Genomic DNA, 20,893 nt, shown 5'->3' on the forward strand with positions numbered 1-20,893 from the left:
AGGCCTTCACGGACATCACATACGACAGCGGCGGGAACGGTCAGGCCGTGGCGGCGGTGACGTCGAGTTCGACGAGCTGCCCGGGGTAGCCGAGCTGCGCGACGCCGAGCAGGGTGCTCGCGGTCGTGAAGGCCTCCCCGATCCCCGACTCGACGAACCGGTCCCACACGGCCGAAAGCACCTCGGCGTCCGGCGTCACCACGTAGATCACGGTGCGCACGACGTCGGCCGGGGTCGCCTTGGCGAAGGCGAGCGCGGCGGCGGTGTTCGCGACGACCTGGTCGACCTGCGCGAGCACGTCGCCTTCGACGACCTTGCCGTCTTCGGCGAGCGGGCACTGGCCCGCGAGGTGGATGTCCCGTCGTCCTTCGACGATGGTCACGTGGTGGTAGGTGGGCGTGGGGTGCAGACCGGGCGGATGGTGGCGTTGAATGGTCACGATCCGCATCCTCATCGAACCGGCTCCGGCCGGCCAACTGGATTTCCGGGGGAACCTCGCCATGCGCAGGACGATCGACTGGACCGGCGACGCGGTCACGATCATCGACCAGACCGTGCTACCCGCCGAATACCGCGTGCTCGAACTGCGCACCGTCGGCGACCTCGTCGGCGCCATCCAGCGGCTCGCGGTCCGCGGGGCACCGGCGCTCGGCGCGGCGGGCGCGCTCGGCGTGGTGCTCGCGACCCGCGCGAAAGGTGACGTCGAGGCCGAGGCACGGCGTGTCGCCCAGGCGCGGCCGACGGCGGTCAACCTGAGCTGGGGCGTCTCCCGTGCGCTCGCGAGGCTCCCGGAGGGGCCGGAAGCCGTCCTCGCCGAAGCGCTGGCGATCCTCGACGAAGACGAGCGGATCAACCACGAGGCGTCGCGGCTGGCGGCCGAAGTGGTGCTCGCGCACTGCGGGCAGAGGCCGTTGCGGCTGCTCAGCCACTGCAACGCCGGCCACCTCGCGACGGTCGCCTGGGGCAGCGCGCTCGGCGTCGTCTGGCATCTGCAGACCCGCGGCCTGGTCGAATCCGTGCTGGTCGACGAGACCCGGCCGCTGTTGCAGGGCGCCCGCCTGACCGCGTGGGAACTGGCCGAAGCCGGGGTCCCGTACCGGATCCAGCCCGACGGCGCGGCCGCCGCCGCGATGAGCCGCGGCCTGGTCGACTGCGTGCTCGTCGGCGCCGACCGGATCGCCGCCAACACCGACGTCGCCAACAAGATCGGCACCTACGGCCTGGCGATCGCGGCGAAGCACCACGGGATCCCGTTCGTGGTCGTCGCCCCTTCGTCCACTGTGGACACAGCGATGCCGGACGGCGCCGGGATCGTGATCGAGGAACGCGATCCCGGCGAGGTCCTGAGCTTCGGCGGCATACCGGTCGCACCCGAAGGCGCGGAGGTGTTCAACCCCGCCTTCGACGTCACGCCGCACGAGCTGATCACCGCGGTGGTCACCGAGCAGGGCGTGCTGCGCCCGTGAGCAGCTTGGTGAACAAGGCGTTCGTCTCCACGTCGTCGTAGTTCAGCGGCAACGTGTCGAAGTAGTAGCGGACCAGCCCGGGTTCGGTGCCCACGATCAGCCCGAAGTCGATCGTCCGCCCTTTCGCCCGCACGGTTCCGCGGTACTCCTGGAACTTCGTGCGCGGACCGGCCGCCGCCTGATCGGGCACCAGCCGGACGTCGGACATCGCGCCCGACAGCCTGCCGAGATAAGCGAGGTGGCACACCGGGTCCGTCACCGGCGTGGTCAGCCCCGGCCCGATGAACGCCGGTCCTTTCCTGGGGCAGTCGTCGGCGACGCCGGCGAACAGTTCACGGAGCGCGTCCTTTTCGATGGGGCGGAACCATTCCGTCCGATCGTGGTAGCGCCGCCCCTGGGTGACCTCGCCGTCCTTGAGCACCACCCGGTAGACGGCCGGATAGCGCACCGTCCGGCCGTCGATCACCGCTTCGTTGGCCGCCTCGTAGAAGACGGCGTCCCCGTTCACCACGATCTTCACCGGGGTGAACCGGAACGTCGGGAAAGCTCCCAGCAGGGTCCGCAGGTTGTTCTCGATGTTCGCTCTGCCTTCGATCGGCGCGGCGCTGCCCGATTCTGCCAGTGTCCCGTCGGCGGTGAAAATGCTGCCGTACAGCCGAACCCGGGCTTCCCGCGCTTCGGGAGTGTCCGAGCGCATCGCCCCGAATTCCGTCTGCTTCGTGATGAAGGCGCAGGCGGACGGCGAAACCGTGCCCTCGACCCGGTCGCCCAGCCGCCCCAGGATCGAGCAGCCTTCGTCCGCCACCGCCGTGCCGTTTCCCGTCATCGTCACTCCGAGCAGAATCGCCGCCGCACCAAGGGCTCTCTTGATCTTTCGCACTCGTTCACCTTGACAAGGCATGCCGTGCGAAGTCGATTACCCGCGAGGTAATGAGGTGCTAGGCGCTGTCCCGTAAGTCCGTCCGCGGTCTTCGCGCCCAGGCGGCCTCTGACGGCACGGGCGATCCAGCCGAGTACAACCCGGTACGAGGCTGAATCGCCCGCACCGCCAGAGACCACCTGGATCACGAAGCCCATCGAACGGACTTACAGGACAGCGCCTAGAAGGATTCCAGGCAGGACGGCTCGCGATCGGTCGCGAAGGCCGCTGTCGCCCGCGAAACCGCGCCGGCCGTCCGCTCCTTGATCCGGCCGGCCGCGGCCAGCGTGCTCGGCCGGGTGCCGCCGAGGAAGATCGCGCCGAGGTCGATCACGTCCAGGTCGAGATCCGGGGCGTCCTCCACCCGCGTCACCTCGGCGTTCCCGTCGCCGTCGGTGGTGAGCCGCCAGTTCCCGGTGTTCCACGGGCAGAAGTCGTCGTGTACGCCGAACACCAGGTCCACCGGCGCGTTGTAGCGGCGGGTGACCAGGGCGCGGTCGACGTCGACGAGCCGCACCCACAGCGAGTCGCCACCGGACCGGCTCATCTTGCGGGGATCGGCGAGGATGTGGATGAGCGGTTCGTCGAGGGCGGCGTTCAGCTCGATCGTGCCGATCAGGTCGTAGTCGAGCAGGAAGCGGTACAAAGTCGCGTACGCCCGCGGTGTGGTCGCGACGAGTTCGTGCAGCGTCAGCGTTCCGCGCGGCCCTTCCTCGTCCCAATCGCTCTTCACGCGGTAGATCGCGTAGCCGTCCGACAGCACGGCGAACTTCATCTCCGTCGAGCCCTTGTGCCGGACCTCCCGGTCGTCGAGGTTGAACTCCCATGCCGACTCGGGCCGGTCGAGCGCGCCGACCCGCAGCGGCGCCTCTTTCTCGTAGATCGCCTTGATCAGCGGGATCGCCTCCGCCCGCGCGACTTCCCGTACCCGTTCGGTTTCGAGTTCGACACCCGGCCGGAACGCGGCCTTCGACCGGAGCTTGGCGCGGTAGAACTGCGCCCCGAGGCCGTAGCCGAAGCGGGGGTAGATGACCGATTCGGACGCCCACAGCGCGGCGATCGCTTCACCGCCGTCCTCGTGCAGGCCGTGCAACTGCGCCCGCATGATCCGGGTGAGCACGCCCCGCCTGCGGTGGCCCGGGGCGACACCGATCGAAGTCACCGCGGCGATCGGCGTCTGCCCGGCACCGGGAACGGTGATCTTGCGGGTGAGCAGTTCACCCGATCCGATGAGTTCGTCTCCGTCGAAGACACCGTGCGAACGCTCAGGCTCGAACACCAGCCCTTCGCGGTATTGCAGGCCTTCCGCGTTGTCCGAGAGGAACGCCCTCACGAGCACGGAGGAGAACGCGGGCAGGTCGTCGGTGGTCAGGGTTCGGATGGCCAAGCTGTCATCGCTCACCCAGCCGTCCTACGCCGTTTCACCGACGACCGCCACGCATTAAAGGGCGACGATCAGGGCCGCGGCCCGATCACCGCACCGTTTTCCAGCACCTCGATGGCCATGGCGGGGCAGGAGTCCGCCGCGTCCAGCACCATCTCGTCCGGGTTCACCTCCCCCTCGACCACCGTCGCCGTCGCGCCTTCGAGTTCGAAGACCTCCGGCATCAACGCGGCGCACATCCCCGAGCCGATGCACGTGTTGCCATCGACCTCGACTTTCCAGCTCATGCTCACCATCCGATCGGCATGGAGCGGGGCCCCCGCACCAGCATCTGCGTCTTCCACACGATATCGCCGCCGAGGCGCAATCCGGGAAGATCTCGCAGCAAAGCGCGCAAGGCCTCTTGCAGTTCCAGCCGGGCCAGCGGGGCACCGAGGCAGTGGTGCACGCCGTGCCCGAAGCCGAGATGAGGGTTGGCTTCCCGGCCGAATTCGAGGGTTTCCGCCGAGGTGAACTGGAGCGCGTCCCGGTTGGCGGCACCGATCGCGACCATCACCGGCTCGCCCTCCTTCACCAGCACGTCACCCACTTGGACGTCTTCGGTGGCGTAGCGGGCGAACCCGGCTCCGGCACCCAGCGGGACGAAGCGCAGCAACTCCTCGACCGCGGCCGGGATCAGGTCCAGGTCCGCGCGCAGGCGGGCGAGCTGCTCCGGCTGTTCGAGCAGGGCGTAGACGAAGTTGGGGATCTGGCTGGCGGTGGTCTCGTGCCCGGCGACCAGGATGCCGATGCACATGTCGACCAGTTCCAGCTCGCTCAGCTTGTCGTGGACGTCGCGCGCTTCGATCAGCGCGGTCATCAGGTCGTCCTGCGGCTCGGCGCGGTGCTGCTCGACGAGCACGTGCATGTACGCCCGCAGCTCGTCCTGGTTGGCCATCATCTCTTCGGTGGTCAGCGGGCTGGTCGACAGCGCGGCGTCGCTCCACACGCGGAACTTCGGCCGGTCCTCGACGGGGACACCGAGCAGTTCGCAGATCACCGCGACCGGGATCGGCAGCGCGTAGTCCTCGACCAGGTCGGCGGGCTGCCCCTTGGCCTTCATGTCCTCGATCAGACCCGCCGCCAGCTCGGCGACCCGCGGCCGCAGCGTTTCGACGCGGCGCATGGTGAACGCCTTCGCGACCAGCGTGCGCAGCCGGGTGTGATCGGGCGGATCCATGCTCAGGATCCCGCCGGGCCGCCTGCCCGGCGCCATCCGAGGCTCGTCCTTGTCCACGGCCATGGCGCGGGAGAACCTCCGGTCGCCCAGCACGAGGCGCGCGTCGGCGTACCGCACGGCGAGCCAGGCCGGTTCACCGTGCGGGAGCCGGACGCGGAGCATGCCCTTGGTCTCGCGGGCGGTGGCGTAGGCCGCGTCGAGTTCGAGACCCGTGTCTTGATTGAAGGGATAAGCGACGAATTCGGTGTCGGTGGTGGTCATTTGTCCGGAAACCCCCCGGCTCGGCGGTTTGTAAGCAACTGCTTACAACGCTAGCCACGATCACGGTGAGCGTCAATGCGCCTACCGTGCGACGCCCCGCTAGCCTGTGCGGACCCGGGGAGGCTCGATGACGGAAGAACCGCAGGCCCGCAGGCGCGACGCGGCCGCGACCAAGGCGGCCTTGCTCGACGCGGCGGCCGCGCTGTTCGCCGAACGCGGCTTCGACCGGACGACGGTGCGGGACATCGCGAAGCTCGCCGGAGCCAACCAGGCACTGCTGTTCCGCTACTTCGGTTCGAAGGACGCGCTCTTCGAGGAGGTCCTGGCGCGCGGCGGACGCGAGCAGATCGCCACCACCCCACCGGGCGAACTGCTCGGAACGGCGTTGCGCAGCATGCTGGAGTCCGACACCGGCCGTGATCGCACGCTCGACGCCTACCTGCGTTCGACGGGGCACGACAGCGCGGCGGCCGCGGTCCGGCGGCAGCTCGGCGAGGAGTACGCGAAGGTGCTCGCCACGCTGACCGACGCCGACGACGCGGACCTGCGGGCCGACCTCATCCTCGCCTGGTTGCTCGGGATCGGCCTGGTCCGCGAGATCACCGGCAAGGAACCGCTGGCCAGCGCGGATCCCGAAGACGTCTGCCGTCTCGTGCTCGGCGCGGCGCGGACGCTGCTGGAGCGCAGCGGGTAATCGCGTCGCCGTCTCCGGCCCGCTGTTCTACGGTCGGTGCGTGATCTCGTTCCCGCCCGCCGGCACCGAAGCCGAGTTCGACGCGCTGACCAGGCAAGACCTGCTTCCGGCGGTGACGTCGCTAATTGGGTCGCTCGGTCTCGGCGAGGTCGTCCCGTTCACCGAGGGCTCGCTGCCGGTGTACGCCGTCGGTGACGATCTGGTGCTCAAGCTGTTCCCGCCGGTGCATCTCGACGAACTCCCCACCGAGCGGACGATGCTCGAGGTCCTGCACGGGAAGCTGCCGATCCCGACCCCCGCCGTGCACGGCGTCGGCGAACGGGACGGCTGGGGCTACGTGCTCATGGAGCGCCTGCGCGGCGAAACGCTGAAGGACGCCTGGCCGAAACTGTCCGCAGAGGACCGGAACCGGCTCGCTCCCGAGCTCGGCGAGGCACTGGCCGCCCTGCACTCGCTGCGAAACCCGCGTCTCGACGTCCTCGATCCGCCGGACTGGGCCACCTTCGTCGCCGAACAGCGCGCGAACGTCGTCGAGCATCACCGGCGGACCGGGCTCGACGAAAGCTGGATCGCGCGGATCCCGGCGTTCCTCGACTCCGTCGACCTGGGCAGCCCGCCCGTCGTCCCGCTGCACACCGAGTTCATGCGCGACCACCTCATGGTCACCCACGACGGTGAACGGCCGCGGCTGACCGGGCTCTTCGACTTCGAACCGGCGATGCGGGGCGCGGCCGAATACGACTTCGTCGCCGTCGGCCTGTTCGTTTCCGGCGGGGACAAGGACTTCCTGCGGCGCCTGCTCGCCGGGTACGGCTCCGAACCGGACGAGGAGTTCTCCCGGCGCTGTCTGGCGTACGCGTTTTTGCACGTCTACAGCAATTTCACGTGGTACCTCAAGGTTCTTCCGGCGCCGGAGGAAGCTACGCCGGACGCCCTCGCGCGCGCCTGGTGGTGAACTGCCCCTTGTTGCTCCCGTGGGTGGCCAGCGGGGTGAAGGGGACTTTCCCTTCATCTCACGCGCGGAAAGTCCCCTTCACCCCAGGTCTCGCGGTCGTTGCGGACGGGTGGAGCCCCGGAGGTTGTGAAAGCCACTTTCGCAACCTTCAACGTTGCGAAAGTGGCTTTCACAACACCAGGCGCGCCGGACAGCGTGGACGGCACGTGTGCTCAGACGGACGACACGCGTGGCCAGATGGACGACACGCGGTCGGACTCACCTGTCTCCGAGTGTCGTCCGTCCAATCACGCGTGTCGTCCGTCTGATCACGGGTGTCGTCCCATCGGTCACGCGAAACCGCTCGACCGCAGGTACCTGGGACACGCCGCATCGCCATTCACGAGGGCGGCAGCGCGCGCCGCAGCAACTCCGCCAGATGCACGGCCCGCCGCCCGTCGAGCTGCTCGATCTGCGTCCGGCAGCTGAAGCCGTCCGCGACCACTTCGGTGCCGTCGGCCGCGGCGCGGATCGCGGGCAGCATGCGGTCTTCGGCGCAGGCGACGGAGACGTCGTAGTGCCCGCGTTCGAAGCCGAAGTTTCCCGCCAATCCACAGCAACCGGAATCCATTGTGGAATTGTGGACACCCGCGGCGCGCATCGCGGCCTCGTCGGCGTCGAAGCCGAGCACGGCGTGCTGGTGACAGTGCACCTGACTCAGCGTTTCGACGTCCAGCGACCGGAATTCCAGCGGCGAGTCCTCGACGAGTTCGGCGAAGGTGCGGGTGCGCTCGGCGAGTAGTTCGGCCACCGGGTCACCGGGCAGGAGGGCCGCCAGGTCACCGCGGAACAGCGCCGTGCAACTCGGCTCCAGCCCGGCCACCTGATATCCCGCCCGCAAGTACGGTTCGAGGACGGAAAGCGTGCGGCGCAACACGTTCTTCGCCACATCCAGCTGTCCGGTGGACACCCAGGTGAGGCCGCAGCACACGCCTCGATCGGGCAGGACGACGTCGTAGCCCGCCGCGGTGAGCACCTCGGCCGCGGCGTCGAGGACGTCCGGGGTGAGGTAGTTGTTGAACGAATCCGGCCACAGCACCACCCGTCGCGGGCCGGTCGCCCAGCGTTTGAGATCCGCGCGGCGCCGCGTGAACGGCGCCGGAGCGAACGTCGGCAGGTCCCGTTCCGGCGCGATCCCGCCGAACTTCTTCAGCAGACCGGAGAACCGGCGCGACATGGTGTTCGCCGGCCGCGGCGCGAGCGAGGCCGCGCGCAGCCACACCGGGAGCCAGCCCATCGAGTAGTGCGACGCCGGGCGCAGCCGCCCCTTGTGGTGCTGGTGCAGGAATTCCGCCTTGTAGGTCGCCATGTCGACGTCGACCGGGCAGTCGGACAGGCAGCCTTTGCACGACAGGCAGAGATCCAGCGCTTCGGCGACCTCTTCCGAACGCCAGCCGTCGGTGATCAGTTCGCCGTTCACCATCTCGGCGAGCAGATGAGCGCGACCCCGCGTCGAATGCTTCTCCTCGCGCGTGGCGCGGTAGCTCGGGCACATCACGCCCGCGCCGGTGGTGTTGCGGCATTTCCCGACCCCGACGCAGCGCCGCATCGCCTGTCCGAAGCTCCCCTGATCCTCCGGGTACGCGAGCGCGGTGACGTCTTCGAGCTCGATCGGCGCGCGGCGCACCCGGAGATCGGCGTCGACCGGCCGCGGATTCACCAGGATGCCGGGGTTCATCTTGCCCGCCGGATCGAAGATCCCCTTGAATCGCGCGAAAAGCGCGATCATCTCGGGACTGTACATCCGGGAGAGCAGTTCCGAGCGGGCCTGGCCGTCGCCGTGTTCTCCGGACAGCGAGCCGCCGTGCGCGGCGACCAGGTCGGCCGCCTCTTCGAGGAACGAACGGAACCCGGCGATCCCTTGCGGGGTAAGCAGATCGAAGTCCAGCCGCAGATGCAGGCAGCCTTCGCCGTAATGGCCGTACACCACGCTTTTGCGGCCGTGCTCGCGCATGAGCTGCTTGAACTCCCGCAGGTAGGCGCCCAAACGCGCGGGCGGGACGGCCGCGTCCTCCCAGCCTGGCCAGGCTTCCTCTCCCCCGGCCAGCCGGGTCGCGAGGCCGGCGCCTTCCTCCCGGATCCGCCACAGCCGCTTCTGCGCGGCCGCGTCGTCGAGCAGCGCGGATCCGGTCAGCGCGCCGCGCAGGCCGTCGATCAGGCCGCGCGCCCGGTCAGGATCTTCCATCTCGACGAACAGCCAGGCACCGCCCGGCGGGAGCCCCTCGGCGCGGCCCGGCTCCAGCAGCGCGACGAGGTGCGCGTCGACCCCCTCGACGGTCAGCGGCGACCACGGCAGGATCGCCGGGACGGCGTCGGCCGCGGCGATGTCGGACTCGAACCCGAGCACCGCGAGCACCTTGCGTTTCGGCACCTCGGCCAGCGAAACCGTCGCCCCCAGCACGGTGACGCAGGTGCCCTCGCTACCGACCAGGGCCTTGGCGACGTCGAAACCGTTCTCCGGCAACAGGTGTTCCAGCCCGTACCCGGACACGCGCCTGCCGAAGGAGGACAGTTCGGTGCGCAGCAACGCCAGGTTGTCCCGCACGAGCGCGCGGAGTTCGGAGAAGACGCGCCCTTCGGTGCCGGGCCTGGCCGCCCGTGCGTCCACTTCGGACGGTGAGGCGGGGCCGACGGTCAGCCGGGTGCCGTCGTAGAGCAGCACGTCCAGCTCGCGGACGACGTCGACGGTGCGGCCGTAGGCGACCGAATGCGATCCGCAGGCGTTGTTGCCGATCATCCCGCCGATCGTGCAGCGCGAATGCGTCGACGGATCAGGCCCGAACCGGAGCCCGTGCGGCGCGGCGAGCGCCTGGAGGTGGTCGAGGACGGTTCCGGGCTCGACCCTGGCCGTCCGCGCTTCGGGATCGAGGCCGAGGACGCCGCCGAGATGCCGTGACGTGTCGATCACGACGCCGGGGCCGCACGAGTTGCCCGCGACGCTGGTGCCGCCGCCGCGGGCGATCACCGGCAGCCCGGCCTCGCGGCAGGCGGCGACGGCCGCGATGACCTCGTCGACGCTCCGCGGCAGCACCACGCCCTTCGGCACGTGCCGGTAGTTGGAGGCATCGGTCGTGTACAGCGCCAGTGTCGCGGCGTCCGCCAGGATCTCCACGGAGTCCATTCAAGACAACCGGGGGCCCGGACGCACAGCCGGACCCTCTCCAGCCGGGTATGTCCGAAAGCCGCTCCGGTATGCGATCGTGAGCGCGTGACGCCGAGACGGCACGTCGCCGAAGACCTCGCCGCCGAGCACAACGCGGTGCTCGGCGGGCTTCTTCGCGAGCGCGAAGAGCTGCTCGCGACCCTCGACAGGGTGGCGGCGCTCAACGGCACGGCGCGGCTGATCCGCGAGTCGATCGGCACGCATTCCGGCTTCGTCGCCGAGCTGACCGCGCCCGAACAGGCGGTGATCCGCTGGCTGTCGGGCCTGCGCACGGACGCGCTGCAGGACCTCGCCGTGCCGGTCGGCCAGGGCATCGGCGGCCGGGTGCTCGCGCTGGGCAGGCCGGTCCGGGTCAACGACTACGTCAGCTCGCCGAGCATCACCCACCAGTTCGACGCACAGGTCCGCGGCGAGGGGCTCGCCGCGATGATCGCCGTCCCGATCTTCAACGGGACCAAGACCGTCGCCGTCGCGTACGCCGCCATGCGCGAGCCCCGCGACTTCGGCGACGACGCGGTCCAGTCCCTCGAAGACATCGCCGGTGAGGCGGCCCGGGCGCTGAAGCTGGCATCAGTCGCCGAGTCCGACCGTGAGACGGCCCTGTCCGCCGAACGGCTCCGGATGCAGAGCGCGCTGCACGATTCGGTCGGCGCGCTGCTGTTCTCCATCGGCGTCCAGGTCCGGAACCTGCACGAGGACATCAGCGACAACCCGGCGCTCGAATCACGGTTGCGGCGGCTCGAGGGCGACGTTTCGGCGGCGTCGCGAGCGCTGCGCGAGTCGCTGCTCGCGCTGTCGGAGTCGAGTCCGGAACGCGCGCTGCCGGTGGAACTGGCCGAGCACTGCCGCTCGTTCCAGGCCCGCTGCGGTGTTCCGGCGCGGTTCGTCCAGCTCGCGCCGGTGCCGCGACTGGACGCCGAACGGACCGGCCTGCTCGTGGCCGCCGTCCGGGAGGGCCTGCTCAACGTCGAGAAACACGCCGGCGCGCTGTCCGTCGTGGTCAGCCTGCTGCCCAGCGACGACGGCGTGCAGGTGGTCGTCGCCGACGACGGGACCGGTCATCGCGCCGAAGAAGCCGACGAACCCGGCACCGGGATGGGGCTGCGCGCGCTGGCCGAACGCGCCGCGCGGCTGGGCGGCCGGGTCAGCCTGGTCCGCGACGAGGACGACGGCTGCACGCTGCGCGCTTGGGTGCCGGAACCGTGCCGCCGCCGGTGACCGTGCTCGTCGTGGACGACCATCCGGTGGTCCGCGACGGGGTGAGCCTGCTGCTGCGCCACGACCCGGCGATGACCGTGGTCGGCTCGGCCGAGACCGGCCGGTCCGCGATCCGGCGGGCGGGTGAGCTGGAACCGGCGTTGATCCTGCTGGACCTGCGGCTGCCGGACATGCTCGCGCCCGAGGTCGTCGCCGAACTCCGCCGGGTGCACCCGGCCGGGCGGATCGTGGTGTTCACCGCGCACGGCGACCATCAGGGAGTACGGGCCGCGCTGGACTCCGGGGCGCACGGCTGCCTGCTCAAGGACGTCGCCGGGACGGATCTGGTGGCGGCGTTGCGGCAGGTGCTCAAGGGTGAGCGTGTCGTCGACCCGCGCATCTTCCCCGACGACGGTCAGCGGTCCGACGCGCTGGCCCGCAGTGGCCTGACGCGGCGCGAGTACGAGGTTTTACGACTCGCGGCGCAGGGGCAGACGAATCCGGAGATCGCGGAGTCGACCGGGCTGGCGCGGAACACGGTGAAGACCTACTTGCAGTCCGCGCTGCACAAGCTCGGCGCGCGGAACCGGGTCGAAGCCATCGGCAAAGCCTCCGAAGCCGGCCTCCTCTAGCCCCACCCTCCCGCGTTTCGTCCTCTGAATGCGGTAATTCGGCGGCGAACTACTGATCCACGTCGCCGCGCAGGTCGTCGAACAGCTCCACGCATTCCTGGTGGATCGTTTGTCGCAGCGCAAAGAGATCGTCGGGTTCCGGAGTTCGATCATTTTCCGGCGTCTGCGCAAGACCGAGCTGGAACCGCTTCCGCGCCGAATACCAGGGGACAGCCCTTAAGTGGGTACCCGGGAATACGCGACTCGCCACCCCTAAGTCCGCCCGAAATCCACGACTTCGCACCGGAGAAGACGGAAACTGTCGGGGTTGTGGGTTTCACTGTCAACAGCGGAACAGAAAGGAGGCACGCCATGGACGTTCGGACAGAGCTGAACCATCGTGAGCGGGCCACCCTGAGAGCCGTGGCCGAGGGCCACGCCGAGATCAGCTGCAGCTGCGAGCCGGACCTGTTCGTCGACGGCCTCGCCTGCTGCGACCAGCACACCGCGCATCGCCTCGCCCACCTGGGCCTGGTGGCGCCCGCCAGGGGCGGCCGATGGGGCGAGCGCGTTCCCGCCCTGCTCACCGAGGCCGGGTCGATGGCGCTGGGCGGCCTCGCGAGCCCTGGGGTGGCCGCTTAAACGAGTTGCCCGGGCGCTCTCCGAGGGGCCACGCTTCACGGATGCGTGTCTTTCTGGAGACCGAGCGGCTCCTGCTGCGGCAGTTCACCGGCGCCGACGTCGACGACCTGTTCGCGCTCTACGACAACCCCGAGGTCATGCGATATCTCAACGGGGGCGAACCCGCCGATCGGGCGGAGATCGAAAACCGTGACCTTCCCGCCTTTCTCGATTACTACGAGCGTTTCCCCGGTTACGGGTTCTGGGCGGCGATCGAGAAATCCGGCGGAGTATTTCTGGGGTGGTTCCATTTCCGTCCGTTGCGTGGTCATCGCACGGACGATCCCGAACTGGGGTACCGGCTGAACCGGTCGTCCTGGGGCAAGGGGTATGCGACCGAAGGATCACTCGCGCTGCTGGAGAAGGGGTTCACCGAATTCGGGGCGACGCGGATCTGGGCGGCGACCATGGCGGTGAACCTGGGCTCCCGGCGGGTGATGGAGAAGATCGGGATGCGGCACGTCCGGACCTTCCACGAGCACTTCGACGACCCGATCCCCGGCACCGAGGAGGGCGAGGTCGAGTACGCCATCACCCTGGACGAGTGGCGTGCCCGCCCCCGCCCGCATTCAGAGGACTAAACGCACGGGGTGGGGAGCCAGGTTTCGCCGATGTCCTCGGTGAGAGCCTCCCCGCCGGTCAGGTCCGCCAGCCAGGCGTGGAAGGCGTCCCCCTGATCCGGCGCGAGACCGACGTCGAAGTGCGCGACGTCCTCGAACCGCGTCGCGTGCAGCAGGTACGGCGACGAGCGGATGTCGTTCTCCAGCCGTCCGGCCCGGTCGTAGTCGACGACGACCTCCACCAGCCGCAGCCGCCGGTACTCCCGCACCCCGATGGCGTCGACGGCTTCCGAGACGGCCTGCCCGTACGCGCGGATGAGGCCGCCGGCGCCGAGCAGCACCCCGCCGAAGTACCGGGTCACCACCGCGACGGTGTCGGTCAGCTCGCGGCGGCGGAGCACCTCCAGCATCGGCGTGCCCGCCGTGCCCGCGGGCTCACCGTCGTCACTGGACCGTTGAGTGCGCCCATCGGCGCCCAGCACGAACGCGTGACAGTGGTGCCGGGCCGCCGGATCGGCCTTCTTCCGGGCGGCGATCACCTCCCTGGCGGCCCGTTCCGAGGCGACCGGGGCGAGGGCACAGAGGAAGCGCGAGCGCCGTATTTCGATCTCGTTGACGCCCGAGCCCGCCACGGTGAGATAACGATCCGCCATCGGCCCAGCCTCTCAAACCGGGCGGACCACTCTGCCGTTCGGGCGATCCGATGGTCACCTCGGGTCACCGCGAGACCGGTGAAACCCACTCCACTGCGCGATCCGGGTCACACTTCCGGGTGACGTGAGCGATCGTTTACGCTGGTCAGCACGCCGATGCCCCACTCAGTGGACATGTCATTCCAGCCAGTGGGCAGATGATGTTTGAAGTCAACGCCCGCGTGGCATTTCCCACCCCGACCAAGCGACGTATGTCTATAACAGCGATTTCACACTATCGTCATAAGACCGGCGAACCCGGGAGTAACACGTGTACCCGTCGGCCGCCCACCACAGTGGCCAGACGACACCCACGTGCACAGCAGTACCGATAAGCGCATCGGCCGCCCAGTGCAGTGCGGCTCTACGAAGCCTGCCCCCGTTTCGCGGGCGGGATCGTTCCCTCTCGACTGACCATCGCGGTCCCGGACCACTTCGTTAACTGGTTCCCTGGTGAACCACCCGAACGGAGTGGTACCGGTCGCGCCGACGCCTTGGGAGGCGGCCAGCCGTGACCCACCATGCCAGCAACAAGGGCAGCAAGGCCCCCGAAGGCCTGTATGACCCGGAGTTCGAGCACGACGCCTGCGGTGTCGCGTTCGTCGCCGATCTCTCCGGAAAACGCGATCACGGCATCGTCGCCAAAGCGCTGATCGCGCTGCGGAACCTGGAACATCGCGGAGCCCGCGGCGCCGACCCGGAGACCGGTGACGGCGCCGGGATCCTCATCCAGGTCCCCGACGAGTTCTATCGCGAGGTCGTCGACTTCGACCTCCCCGAGCCGGGCGCCTACGCCGTCGGCACGGCTTTCCTTCCGCAGGACGAAATCCAGCGCGGCCGGGCGATGACGACCATCGAGCGCGTCGCCGCCGAAGAGGACATGCGCGTGCTCGGCTGGCGCGACCTTCCCGTCCACACGGAACACGTCGGGACGGGCGCGGCCGAGACCATGCCGCATTTCAGCCAGCTGTTCCTGGCCGGGCGGCAGGAAACACTGTCGGGCCTCGCCCTGGAACGCGCCGCGTTCGTGGTGCGCAAACGCGCCGAGCACGAACTGGCCGAGGACGACGTCTACTTCCCGAGCCTGTCCTCGCGGACCATCGTCTACAAAGGAATGCTCACCGAGCCGCAGGTCGAGAAGTTCTTCGCCGACCTCACCGACGAGCGCGTCACCAGTGCCATCGGCCTGGTGCACTCCCGCTTCTCCACCAACACCTTCCCGTCGTGGCCGCTGGCGCACCCGTACCGGTACGTCGCCCACAACGGTGAGATCAACACCCTGCGCGGCAACCGGAACTGGATGGACGCGCGGGAAGCGCTGCTCGAATCCGACCTGATCCCCGGCGACCTCAAGCGGATCTACCCGATCATCACCCGCGGCGCGAGCGACTCGGCGTCCTTCGACGAGGTACTGGAACTGCTGCACCTCGGCGGCCGGTCGCTGCCGCACGCGGTGCTGATGATGATCCCGGAGGCCTGGGAGAACCATCAGGAGATGGACCCCGCGCGCCGCGCGTTCTACGAGTTCCACTCGACGCTGATGGAACCGTGGGACGGCCCCGCGCTGGTCTCCTTCACCGACGGCACCCAGATCGGCGCGGTGCTCGACCGCAACGGCCTGCGCCCGGCCCGGTACTGGGTCACCGAGGACGGCCTCGTCGTGCTCGCCAGCGAGGTCGGCGTGCTGGAGCTGGAGCAGTCCACGATCGTCCGCAAAGGACGATTGGAGCCGGGCCGCATGTTCCTCGTCGACACCGCCGCCGGGCGGATCGTCGAGGACGAGGAGATCAAGAACGAGCTCGCCACCGCGCACCCGTACGACGAATGGGTCGAGGACGGGCTTCTCCCGCTCGAAGGGCTTCCCGCGCGGGAGCGCGAGATCCCGCCGCACGCCGCGCTCGTGCGCCGCCAGCAGGCTTTCGGCTACACCGAAGAGGAACTCGACGTCCTGCTCGAACCGATGGCCCGCACCGGCGCGGAGCCGATCGGCTCGATGGGCAACGACTCCCCCATCGCGTCGCTGTCCAGCCGCCCGCGGCTGCTCTTCGACTACTTCATCCAGCTCTTCGCCCAGGTGACCAACCCGCCGTTGGACGCGATCCGCGAAGAACTGGTCACCTCGCTCGGCACCCAGCTCGGCGCCGAGCCGAACCTGCTCGTCTCCGACGCGAAGTCGTGCCGCCGCATCGTGCTGCCGTTCCCCGTGCTGGACAACGACGAGCTCGCGAAGCTGGTGCACGTCAACGACGACGGCGACCTTCCCGAGTTCCAGGCAGTCACGGTGCAGGGCACCTACGACGTCCACGGTGGCGGCGAGGCGCTCGTGCGGCGGCTCGACGAGATCCGCGCCGAGGTGTCCGCGGCCATCGCCGAGGGCGCCCGGCTGATCGTGCTGTCCGACCGCGGGATCGACGAAGACCACGCGGCCATCCCGTCGCTGCTGCTCACCGGCGCCGTCCATCACCACCTGGTCCGGGAGAAGACCCGCACGCAGGCCGGCCTCATCGTCGAGGCGGGCGACGCGCGCGAGGTGCACCACATCGCGCTGCTGATCGGCTACGGCGTCGCGGCGGTGAACCCGTACCTGGCGATGGCGACCGTCGAGGAGATGGCCGATCAAGGCCTGATCCCCGGCTCCACCGCCAAGCAGGCCACCGCGAACCTGATCAAGGCGCTCGGCAAGGGCGTCCGCAAGACGATGTCGAAGATGGGTGTGTCCACAGTGGCCTCCTACACCGGCGCGCAGATCTTCGAGGCGGTCGGGCTCGGCGACGAGATCATCCAGGACTGCTTCACCGGCACCACTTCCCGGCTCGGCGGCGTCGGCTTCGACACCATCGCGCTGGAGGTCGCCGAGCGGCACCGCCGGGCGTTCCCGCGTGACGGGTTCCGCGCCAACCACCGCGAGCTGGAGACCGGCGCGGACTATCAGTGGCGCCGCGAGGGCGAACCGCATCTGTTCAACCCTCAGACGGTGTTCAAGCTCCAGCACTCCACTCGTGCCGGGAAGTACGAGGTCTTCAAGGAGTACACGAAGTCCGTCGACGATCAGGCGCAGAAGCTGTACACGCTGCGCGGGCTGTTCGACTTCAAGATCGGCAAGCGGCCGGCCGTGCCGATCGAAGAGGTCGAGCCGGTCTCCGAGATCGTCAAGCGATTCGCCACCGGCGCCATCTCCTACGGCTCGATCTCGTCGGAGATGCACGAAACCCTGGCCATCGCGATGAACCGGCTCGGCGGCAAGTCGAACACCGGTGAGGGCGGCGAGGATCCGGACCGGCTCTACGACCCGGAGCGCCGTAGCGCGGTCAAGCAGGTCGCGAGCGGCCGGTTCGGCGTCACCAGCGAGTATCTCGTCAACGCCGACGACATCCAGATCAAGATGGCGCAGGGCGCGAAGCCCGGCGAGGGCGGCCAGCTGCCCGGCGCGAAGGTGTACCCGTGGATCGCCAAGACGCGGCACTCCACGCCGGGGGTCGGGCTCATCTCCCCGCCGCCGCACCACGACATCTACTCGATCGAGGACCTGGCGCAGCTGATCCACGACCTCAAGAACGCCAACCCGGCCGCACGTATCCACGTGAAGCTCGTGTCCGAGGTCGGCGTCGGCACGGTCGCGGCCGGCGTTTCCAAGGCGCACGCGGACGTCGTGCTCATCTCCGGGCACGACGGCGGTACGGGCGCTTCCCCGCTTTCGTCCATCAAGCACGCGGGCGGCCCGTGGGAACTCGGGCTCGCCGAGACGCAGCAGACGCTGCTGGCCAACCGCCTGCGCGACCGGATCGTCGTGCAGACCGACGGCCAGCTCAAGACCGGCCGCGACGTCGTCATCGCCGCGCTGCTGGGTGCCGAGGAGTTCGGTTTCGCGACCGCGCCCCTGGTGGTGTCCGGCTGCATCATGATGCGCGTGTGTCACCTCGACACCTGCCCGGTCGGCGTCGCGACGCAGAACCCCAAGCTGCGCGAGAAGTTCAGCGGCAAGGCCGAGTACGTGGTGAACTTCTTCGAGTTCATCGCGCAGGAGGTCCGGGAGTACCTGGCGGAGCTGGGTTTCCGGTCCATCGCCGAGGCCGTCGGCCACGCGGAGATGCTCGACAAGCGCAAGGCGATCGACCACTGGAAGGCCGCCGGTCTCGACCTGACGCCGATCTTCCACGTGCCCGACACCGCGCCCGCCGGTCTGCGTCACCAGCAGACGGTGCAGGACCACGGGCTGGAGAAGGCGCTCGACAACACGCTGATCCAGCTCGCCGAGGGCGCGCTGTCGTCCGGGGACAAGGTGCGGCTGGAGCTTCCGGTCCGCAACGTGAACCGGACCGTCGGCACCATGCTCGGTCACGAGCTCACCAAGCGGTGGGGTGGCGAAGGCCTGCCGGACAACACGATCGACGTCACCTTCACCGGGACCGCCGGTCAGTCGTTCGGCGCGTTCGTGCCCAAGGGCATCACCTTGCGGCTGTTCGGTGACGGCAACGACTACGTCGGCAAGGGCCTGTCCGGTGGGCGGCTCATCGTGCGGCCGCCCGAGGTGGCGCGGTACGACGCCGAAGAGCACATCATCGCGGGCAACGTGATCGGCTACGGCGCGACCAGCGGCGAGATCTTCATCCGCGGCAAGGTCGGCGAGCGGTTCTGCGTGCGCAACTCGGGCGCGCTGGCCGTCGTCGAAGGCGTCGGCGACCACGGTTGCGAGTACATGACCGGCGGTCGTGTGGTCGTGCTCGGGAGCATCGGCCGCAACTTCGCGGCCGGGATGTCGGGCGGCGTCGCGTACGTGCTGGATCTGCCCGCGCACCGCACGAACCCGGAGATGGTCGACATCGACCCGCTGGATTCGTCCGATGTGGACTTCCTGCGCGAGGCGCTCGAAAAGCATTACGACGAAACGGAGTCCGCGGTGGCGCGCACGCTGCTCGCCGACTGGGACGCCGCCGTCGACCGGTTCGGCAAGGTCATGCCGAAGGACTACAAGCGGGTGCTCGCCGCTCAGGCCGAGGCCGAGCGTGACGGGCGTGACGTGAACGAGGCGATCATGGAGGCCGCACATGGCTGACCCCAAGGGCTTTCTGACCACCACTCGCGAGACGCCGAAGAGCCGTCCCGTCGACCTGCGCCTGATGGACTGGCGCGAGGTGTACGAGGACTTCGCGACGACGAAGCTGCAAAAGCAGGCCGGGCGCTGCATGGACTGCGGTATCCCGTTCTGCCACCAGGGCTGCCCGCTCGGGAACCTCATCCCCGAGTGGAACACGCTGACCTGGCGCGACGATTGGCGTGAAGCGGCCGAACGGCTGCACGCGACCAACAATTTCCCGGAGTTCACCGGGACCCTCTGCCCGGCGCCGTGCGAGACGGCGTGTGTGCTCGGGATCAACGACGATCCCGTCACCATCAAGCGGGTCGAGATCTCGATCATCGACCGGGCCTTCGAAGAAGGCTGGGTCACGCCGCAGGAGCCGGTCGCGAAGACCGGCAAGAAGGTGGCGGTGGTCGGATCCGGGCCGTCGGGACTCGCCGCGGCGCAGCAGCTCACGCGCGCGGGCCACAGTGTCGTGGTCTTCGAGCGGGCCGACAAGATCGGCGGGCTGCTGCGCTACGGCATCCCCGAGTTCAAGATGGAGAAGCACCGGCTCGACCGCCGCCTCGACCAGATGCGGGCCGAAGGCACGGAGTTCCGGACCTCGGTGAACGTCGGCGTCGACCTCACCGTCGAGGAACTGAAGTCGTCCTACGACGCCGTGGTCCTCGCCGGCGGCGCGACCGCGTGGCGCGACCTGCCGATCGACGGCCGTGAGCACGCCGGTATCCACCAGGCGATGGAGTTCCTGCCGCACGCCAACCGGGTCGCGTCCGGTGACCTGGACGTCACGCCGATCAGCGCCGAGGGCCTCGACGTCGTCGTCATCGGCGGCGGCGACACCGGCGCGGACTGCGTCGGGACCTCGCACCGCCAGGGCGCGAAGTCGGTCACGCAGCTGGAGATCATGCCGAAGCCGCCGCTCGCGCGCTCCGACGCGCACCCGTGGCCGACGTACCCGATGATCTACCGCGTCTCGTCCGCGCACGAGGAGGGTGGCGAGCGGCTGTACTCGGTCAACACCCAGGAGTTCGCCGCCGACGCCAATGGCCGGGTGCGGGCGCTGAAGCTGGTCGAGGTGCGCAACGAGGGCGGCAAGTTCGTCCCGGTGCCCGGAACGGAACGCGAACTGCCCGCGCAGCTGGTGCTGCTCGCGATGGGCTTCGTCGGCCCGGAGCGGGAAGGCCTGCTGGAGGCGCTCGACGTCGAGCTGGACCAGCGCGGCAACGTCGCCCGCGACAAGTCGTTCAAGACCAGCGTCGACAACGTGTTCGTGGCGGGCGACATGGGCCGAGGCCAGTCGCTCATCGTGTGGGCGATCGCCGAAGGCCGCTCCGCCGCGGCCGGGGTGGACGCGTTCCTCACCGGACGGGACGTGCTGCCCGCTCCGATCGCTCCGACCGACCGGCCGCTCACCTAGGCTCTCCTGCCGGTTTAGTACGTGAAGGCCCCCTTCATTGCGTCTAGCGCAGTGAAGGGGGCCTTCACGTACTTCGGGCAAGGTCGCTGAAGGCCGAGTTTCCTCGGCGGAGCCGAGGGAAGGGGGCCTTCACGCGCGGCTTTCGTGGCTACTGATGCGTGTGGGGCGGAAGTGGCGATCATGCAGGTAGTGAAGGCCTCCTTCCTTACCTTCAAGGTAGGGAAGGAGGCCTTCACGGACCGGACCTGTCAACAACGGCAGCAGCCAGAGGCCAGTAGATACCTGACCCCTTGGCCCTGACACGAATCGCCACTTACGGCTACCTCGGCCGGCTCGATCCCGGCAGCTCGCCCTGGCACACAGCGTGAAGGGTCGAGTTTCCTCGGCGGACGTGGCGACCGCCGATTCCGGATCCGCGGCCACCCCGGCCGACTCGGTCCTGGCGCATTTAGTCCTCTGCTTGCGCTGGTTCGACGACGAACTATCGCAAGTAGAGGACCGAATGCGTTCCGTAGTCGTCGCATTGGTCCTTTCGAGTGAAAGAACCGCCGGAAG

General features: G+C 69.1%; 16 protein-coding genes. 9 read left to right on the forward strand and 7 right to left on the reverse strand.

The features are described from left to right. Positions 1–40: 40 nt before the first annotated feature. The gene (locus CFP71_RS10465) at positions 41–439 is read right to left on the reverse strand and encodes a RidA family protein (protein ID WP_093933707.1); all 399 of its coding nucleotides are present in this window, start codon (positions 437–439) and stop codon (positions 41–43) included. A 61-nt stretch (positions 440–500) separates the two neighbouring features. On the opposite strand from CFP71_RS10465, the gene mtnA reads away from it, so the two are divergent. After that, positions 501–1,466, forward strand: a complete 966-nt coding sequence (gene mtnA, locus CFP71_RS10470; protein WP_093933647.1) for an S-methyl-5-thioribose-1-phosphate isomerase — start codon at positions 501–503, stop codon at positions 1,464–1,466. Here mtnA and CFP71_RS44885 read toward each other — a convergent pair. The 4 genes from CFP71_RS44885 to CFP71_RS10495 form a co-directional block, all read right to left on the reverse strand. Continuing rightward, positions 1,438–2,292, reverse strand: a complete 855-nt coding sequence (locus tag CFP71_RS44885) for a nuclear transport factor 2 family protein (protein ID WP_244199626.1) — start codon at positions 2,290–2,292, stop codon at positions 1,438–1,440. The genes mtnA and CFP71_RS44885 overlap by 29 nt on opposite strands. A 274-nt stretch (positions 2,293–2,566) precedes the next feature. Next, positions 2,567–3,787 (reverse strand): GNAT family N-acetyltransferase, encoded by a 1,221-nt coding sequence (locus tag CFP71_RS10485; protein ID WP_093933648.1) that lies wholly within the window; start codon positions 3,785–3,787, stop codon positions 2,567–2,569. Positions 3,788–3,840: 53 nt separating this feature from the next. Next, complete coding sequence (locus CFP71_RS10490; RefSeq protein ID WP_093933649.1) at positions 3,841–4,056, reverse strand: ferredoxin; 216 nt, start codon at positions 4,054–4,056, stop codon at positions 3,841–3,843. A 2-nt stretch (positions 4,057–4,058) separates the two neighbouring features. Then, the gene (locus CFP71_RS10495) at positions 4,059–5,249 is read right to left on the reverse strand and encodes a cytochrome P450 (RefSeq protein WP_093933650.1); all 1,191 of its coding nucleotides are present in this window, start codon (positions 5,247–5,249) and stop codon (positions 4,059–4,061) included. A gap of 127 nt (positions 5,250–5,376) precedes the next feature. On the opposite strand from CFP71_RS10495, the gene CFP71_RS10500 reads away from it, so the two are divergent. Next, the gene (locus CFP71_RS10500) at positions 5,377–5,943 is read left to right on the forward strand and encodes a TetR/AcrR family transcriptional regulator (protein ID WP_093933651.1); all 567 of its coding nucleotides are present in this window, start codon (positions 5,377–5,379) and stop codon (positions 5,941–5,943) included. 40 nt (positions 5,944–5,983) lie between these two features. Beyond that, positions 5,984–6,898 (forward strand): phosphotransferase family protein, encoded by a 915-nt coding sequence (locus CFP71_RS10505; protein WP_093933652.1) that lies wholly within the window; start codon positions 5,984–5,986, stop codon positions 6,896–6,898. 379 nt (positions 6,899–7,277) lie between these two features. Here CFP71_RS10505 and CFP71_RS10510 read toward each other — a convergent pair whose 3' ends face one another. Beyond that, the gene (locus CFP71_RS10510; RefSeq protein ID WP_093933708.1) at positions 7,278–10,049 is read right to left on the reverse strand and encodes an FAD-binding and (Fe-S)-binding domain-containing protein; all 2,772 of its coding nucleotides are present in this window, start codon (positions 10,047–10,049) and stop codon (positions 7,278–7,280) included. 96 nt (positions 10,050–10,145) lie between these two features. Here CFP71_RS10510 and CFP71_RS10515 point away from each other — a divergent pair, with 96 nt between their 5' ends. From CFP71_RS10515 to CFP71_RS10535, 4 genes are all read left to right on the forward strand, one after another. Beyond that, on the forward strand, positions 10,146–11,318 hold the full coding sequence (locus CFP71_RS10515; protein WP_093933653.1) for a GAF domain-containing sensor histidine kinase: 1,173 nt from the start codon (positions 10,146–10,148) through the stop codon (positions 11,316–11,318). Then, positions 11,288–11,929, forward strand: coding sequence for a response regulator (locus CFP71_RS10520; protein ID WP_244199627.1), 642 nt, complete (start codon positions 11,288–11,290; stop codon positions 11,927–11,929). Before CFP71_RS10515 ends, CFP71_RS10520 begins: the two co-directional genes overlap by 31 nt. Before the next feature lie 351 nt (positions 11,930–12,280). Further along, positions 12,281–12,550, forward strand: a complete 270-nt coding sequence (locus CFP71_RS10530; RefSeq protein ID WP_093933655.1) for a hypothetical protein — start codon at positions 12,281–12,283, stop codon at positions 12,548–12,550. Between the two features lie 41 nt (positions 12,551–12,591). Then, positions 12,592–13,170 carry a GNAT family N-acetyltransferase gene (locus CFP71_RS10535; protein WP_093933656.1) on the forward strand — a complete coding sequence of 193 codons (579 nt, stop codon included), beginning with the start codon at positions 12,592–12,594 and terminating at the stop codon, positions 13,168–13,170. Here CFP71_RS10535 and CFP71_RS10540 read toward each other — a convergent pair. After that, on the reverse strand, positions 13,167–13,802 hold the full coding sequence (locus CFP71_RS10540; RefSeq protein WP_093933657.1) for a YigZ family protein: 636 nt from the start codon (positions 13,800–13,802) through the stop codon (positions 13,167–13,169). The two genes, CFP71_RS10535 and CFP71_RS10540, sit on opposite strands and share 4 nt — an antisense overlap. A gap of 550 nt (positions 13,803–14,352) precedes the next feature. Here CFP71_RS10540 and gltB point away from each other — a divergent pair. Both gltB and CFP71_RS10550 read left to right on the forward strand, forming a co-directional pair. Beyond that, complete coding sequence (gltB, locus tag CFP71_RS10545; RefSeq protein ID WP_093933658.1) at positions 14,353–18,894, forward strand: glutamate synthase large subunit; 4,542 nt, start codon at positions 14,353–14,355, stop codon at positions 18,892–18,894. Then, positions 18,887–20,338 (forward strand): glutamate synthase subunit beta, encoded by a 1,452-nt coding sequence (locus tag CFP71_RS10550; protein WP_093933659.1) that lies wholly within the window; start codon positions 18,887–18,889, stop codon positions 20,336–20,338. The genes gltB and CFP71_RS10550 overlap by 8 nt, the downstream gene beginning before the upstream one ends. Positions 20,339–20,893: the final 555 nt, after the last annotated feature.

It is taken from the genome of Amycolatopsis thailandensis (genome assembly GCF_002234405.1).
Classification (GTDB): Bacteria; Actinomycetota; Actinomycetes; order Mycobacteriales; family Pseudonocardiaceae; genus Amycolatopsis; species Amycolatopsis thailandensis.